The organism is uncultured Microbacterium sp., from assembly GCF_913776565.1.
Lineage (GTDB): Bacteria > Actinomycetota > Actinomycetes > Actinomycetales > Microbacteriaceae > Microbacterium.
The window spans coordinates 1-3,790 of the sequence record NZ_CAJYPF010000155.1; the positions used below are offsets into that span (position 1 = coordinate 1).

Below are 3,790 nucleotides of genomic sequence, written 5' to 3' on the forward strand. Positions count from 1 at the left end.
GCGGGTCGGTGCGGGCGGCGAGGAGTTCGTCGCGCGCGGCGCGGTAGAGGTCGGTCGCGGACGCGGCGGTGGGGATCATGGTGCTCCTTCGATCGCGTTCTACGCTAGCCCTCCGTCACCGGGTGGCGGCGCCGCCGTCAGCGGGTGACGGCGGCGGTCGAGGAGCGCGGGATGAGCGTCGGCATGGTCCGTTCGATCCGCGCGGGGGTCTCGGGAGCGAGCAAGAGATCGAGGGCCGTCTCGGCGATGCGGTCGAAATGCGTGTGCACCGAGGTAAGCGGCACGGGAAGCCGCGACACGAGGGGGATGTCGTTGTACCCGACGAGCGAGAGGTCGCGGCCTGTCGCCATACCCAGTGCCTGCGCGACACTGGACATACCCAGGGCGAGGTTATCGTTCGCCGCGAAGACGGCCGTCGGACGGTCGCGGGTGTCGAGCAGGCTGTGAGCGGCCTCGATGCCGTGGTCGAGACCGTACCCCACCGCCAGAACACGCTCCTCGGCGAGCTCAACCCCTGCCTCGCGCAACGCCCGCTCGGCACCGGCGCGGCGGTCGCGCCCGCTCGAGGTGAACCAGGGACCCGTGACGATGCCGATGTCGCGATGCCCCAGGTCGAGCAGATGGCGCACCGCGAGATAGCCCCCGGTCTCATCGTCTCCGAGCGATGACGGACTGACGCCGTCGGTTCGCAGGGCGAGCACGTGCGGGATGCCGCGATCACGCAGCGAGGCCGGCAGGGCGTCGTCGAGCCGGGCCGTTGCCAGGACGAGCCCGTCGACGCCGCGGCCGAGGAGCGTTTCGGTCGCGCGCCGCTCCTCGTCGACGTCGTCGCCGCAGGTCGCGACCACGGCGAAGTACCCGCGTCGATGCGCGGCTCGCTCGATCGCCTCGAACATCAGCGCCATGACGGCGTCGGTCAGCCGGGGCACGAGCACGCCGATGGTCGCGGTGACGCCGCGGCGCAGACTCGAGGCCGAGACGTTGCGGCGGTAGCCGAGTTCGTCGGCGACGGCCCGCACGCGCTCGGCCGTCGCCGAGGCGGAGCGGGGGGTGCGGTCGTCGAGGACACGACTGACGGTGGAGATGCTGACACCGGATGCCGTTGCCACGTCGCGCAGGGTGACGATGCGGCGCTCGCCCGTTTCGATGTCGACCATGACGCCTCCCTCCGCCCACCTTACCCGCGGTGGCGGGGATCCTTCCCGGGAACGTTTTCACGAGAACTCTTGACACCGCAGCGGGCGACGGCTCACACTTGCAATCGTTCCTGCAAACGTTCTCATAACGCAGGTTCCCTCGACGAAGAGAAGACAGAAGGAGACGATCATGGTCCTCGACCTCCGCGGCCTGAACCCCGCCCCCGTTACCCCGTTCACCCCCGACGGCGACGTCGACTACGTTGCCATCCAGCGCCTGGGTTCGTGGCTCGGCTCGATCGACGGCGTCAAGAGCCTCGTCGTCCTCGGCCACGCCGGCGAGGGCACCTTCCTCACCGAGAAGGAGCAGCTCGACGTCATCCGGGCCTTCCGCGACTCCGTCGACGACCGGCTGCCGATCATCGCGGGCATCACCAAAGAGGGCAACCTGACTGCCGCCCTCGAGGCGAAGGATGCCGCTGCCGCCGGCGCGAAGGGCGCACTGGTCTATCCCTCGCACGGCTGGCTGCGCTTCGGCTTCCAGCCCGGCGCCCCCCAGACCCGCTACCGCGCCATCTGGGAGGAGTCGGGTCTCGAAGAGATCCTCTTCCAGTACCCCGACAACACCAAGGCCTCGTACGACCTCGACACCCAGCTCGAGATCGCCGGCCAAGAGGGCGTCAACCACACCAAGAACGGCGTGCGCAACATGCGACGGTGGTACACCGAGATCCCCGCATTGCGCGCCGCCTACCCCGACATGCAGGTGCTGTCGTGCCACGACGAGTACCTGCTGCCGACGATGTTCGACGTTGACGGCCTGCTCGTCGGATACGGAAACATCGCTCCGGAGCTGCTCGTCGACCTGATCGAGGCAGGCAAGGCGCGCGACTATGCGGCAGCCCACGCCATCCACGAGCGCCTGCTGCCGGTGACCAAGGCGGTCTACCACCGAGGATCGCACATGGAGGGGACCGTCGCCCTCAAGTGGGGCCTGGTCAACCGTGGCATCCTGGATCACGCCACCGTGCGCGAGCCCCTGCTGCCCCTTCCGGCGGGCGCCGACGCCGAGATCGCCGCCGCCTTCGCCTCGGCCGACCTCGGAAGCGTGGTCGTCCCGGCCTGACCGCACGGGGCGGCCGTCGCGGACGGCCGCCCCTCATGAACCCGCTTTTGTCAACGATGACGGAAGGAACGACCCATGAGCGACCGCACCACCTCACGACCTCCCGCGACCCCCGGCACCGGCCACGGGCGCATCCCCACCGAAACGGTGCGCAGCATCGTGGACTCCCATCGCACCCGACGCACGTTCTGGCGTCGACTCGCCCTCATCGGCCCCGCGTTCGTTGCGGGTGCCTGGCAGTTCGGGCCGGGCAACCTGACCACGGCCATGAACGCCGGTGCCCTGTACGGATACACCCTCATCTGGGTCATCGTCGTCTCGACGATCCTCATGATCTTCCTCACCGACATGAGCGTGCGCCTCGGTATCCGCACGCCCGTCTCGCTGATCTCGTCCATCAAGGACTCGCTGGGCACGTGGGCGGGGGTGCTCGCCGGCATCGGCGTCTTCCTCATCACCCTGTGCTTCTCGGTCGGCAACGCCGTCGGCTCGGGTGTCGGCCTGTCGATGCTCGTCCCGGGGACCTCCCCCGTTATGTGGACGATCATCTGCACCGCCCTGGTGGGGACGATCCTGCTGCTGAAGAAGATCTACGGCGTGGTCGAGAAGGTCCTGATCGTCATCGTCGCGCTCATGGCGTTCTGCTTCATCGCCTCGGCCTTCGCCTCGAACCCCGACTGGGCCGCGGCGGGCGCAGGACTCATCCCGGTCGTGCCGGGCGGAGCGTGGCTGCTCATCATCGGTCTCGTCGGTACGAACTTCTCGATCAACGCCGCCTTCTTCGCCTCGTACGGAACCAAGGCGCGTGATCGCGATGCGAACGAGTACCGCGACATCACTATCGTCGACACGATCCCCGGTATCGTCGCGCCCGGCCTCATGACGGCACTGGTGATCGTGGTGGCGGCATCCGTCCTCGGTCAGACCGGCGCCGACACCCCCGGCGCCTTCACGGGACTCGCGCGGATCTTCGAGCCCGTGGCCGGTCCGGTGGGCGCGTTCATTTTCGCCCTGGGCTTCTTCGGGGCGGCGTTCTCGTCGATGATCCCCAACTGCATCGCCGGCGGAACCATGCTCTCGGATGCCATCGGCCGCGGCGCCTCGGCCGAGACGCGCACCGCGCGGTTCGGCAGCGCTTTCATCCTGCTGTTCGGCATCGGCGTCACGCTCGCCTTCGCCGGCACATCTCCGGTTCAGCTCATCGTGATCGCGCAGGCCCTGACGGTGCTGTTCGCCCCGATCCTGGCGGCATTGATCATCGTCATGGCCAACAACCGCTCGCTCATGGGACCGCTGCGCAACTGCTGGTGGCAGAACGTCGCCGGCGCGATCGGACTGGTGGCGGTCGTCGCCCTGTCGGTCCGTCTGCTGGTCAGCCTGATCGGCGGCTGAGCCGCGCGACGCGAAAGGGCCCGGTCATTACCGGGCCCTTTTTCGCGCCTCAGCGCCGAGCCGACGCGTCCTCCCGCTCGGCGCGCTGCTTGGCTCGTTCGAGGACGCGCGCGCCGCGCGCACGCGCGCCCTCGAA

The 3,790-nt window shown here is 68.9% G+C and carries 3 protein-coding genes; 2 read left to right on the forward strand and 1 reads right to left on the reverse strand.

Annotated features, from left to right (window positions below):
- Positions 1-137 precede the first annotated feature (137 nt).
- A complete protein-coding gene (locus tag QZ433_RS08415) occupies positions 138-1,157 on the reverse strand; it encodes a LacI family DNA-binding transcriptional regulator (RefSeq protein WP_295781883.1) in 1,020 nt (339 codons plus the stop codon).
- Between the two features lie 169 nt (positions 1,158-1,326).
- On the opposite strand from QZ433_RS08415, the gene QZ433_RS08420 reads away from it, so the two are divergent.
- Entirely contained in the window at positions 1,327-2,262 is a 936-nt protein-coding gene (locus tag QZ433_RS08420) for a dihydrodipicolinate synthase family protein (protein WP_295781886.1), read from the forward strand.
- 75 nt (positions 2,263-2,337) lie between these two features.
- Positions 2,338-3,654: an Nramp family divalent metal transporter gene (locus tag QZ433_RS08425; protein WP_295781890.1), complete on the forward strand. Its 1,317-nt coding sequence runs from the start codon at positions 2,338-2,340 to the stop codon at positions 3,652-3,654.
- Positions 3,655-3,790 lie beyond the last annotated feature (136 nt).

Excerpts from the sequence above, each read along its gene's own strand:
- QZ433_RS08415 (WP_295781883.1), bottom strand. The coding sequence starts at position 1,157 with ATGGTCGACATCGAAACGGGCGAGCGCCGCATCGTCACCCTGCGCGAC.
- QZ433_RS08425 (WP_295781890.1), top strand. The coding sequence starts at position 2,338 with ATGAGCGACCGCACCACCTCACGACCTCCCGCGACCCCCGGCACCGGC.
- QZ433_RS08420 (WP_295781886.1), top strand. The coding sequence starts at position 1,327 with ATGGTCCTCGACCTCCGCGGCCTGAACCCCGCCCCCGTTACCCCGTTC.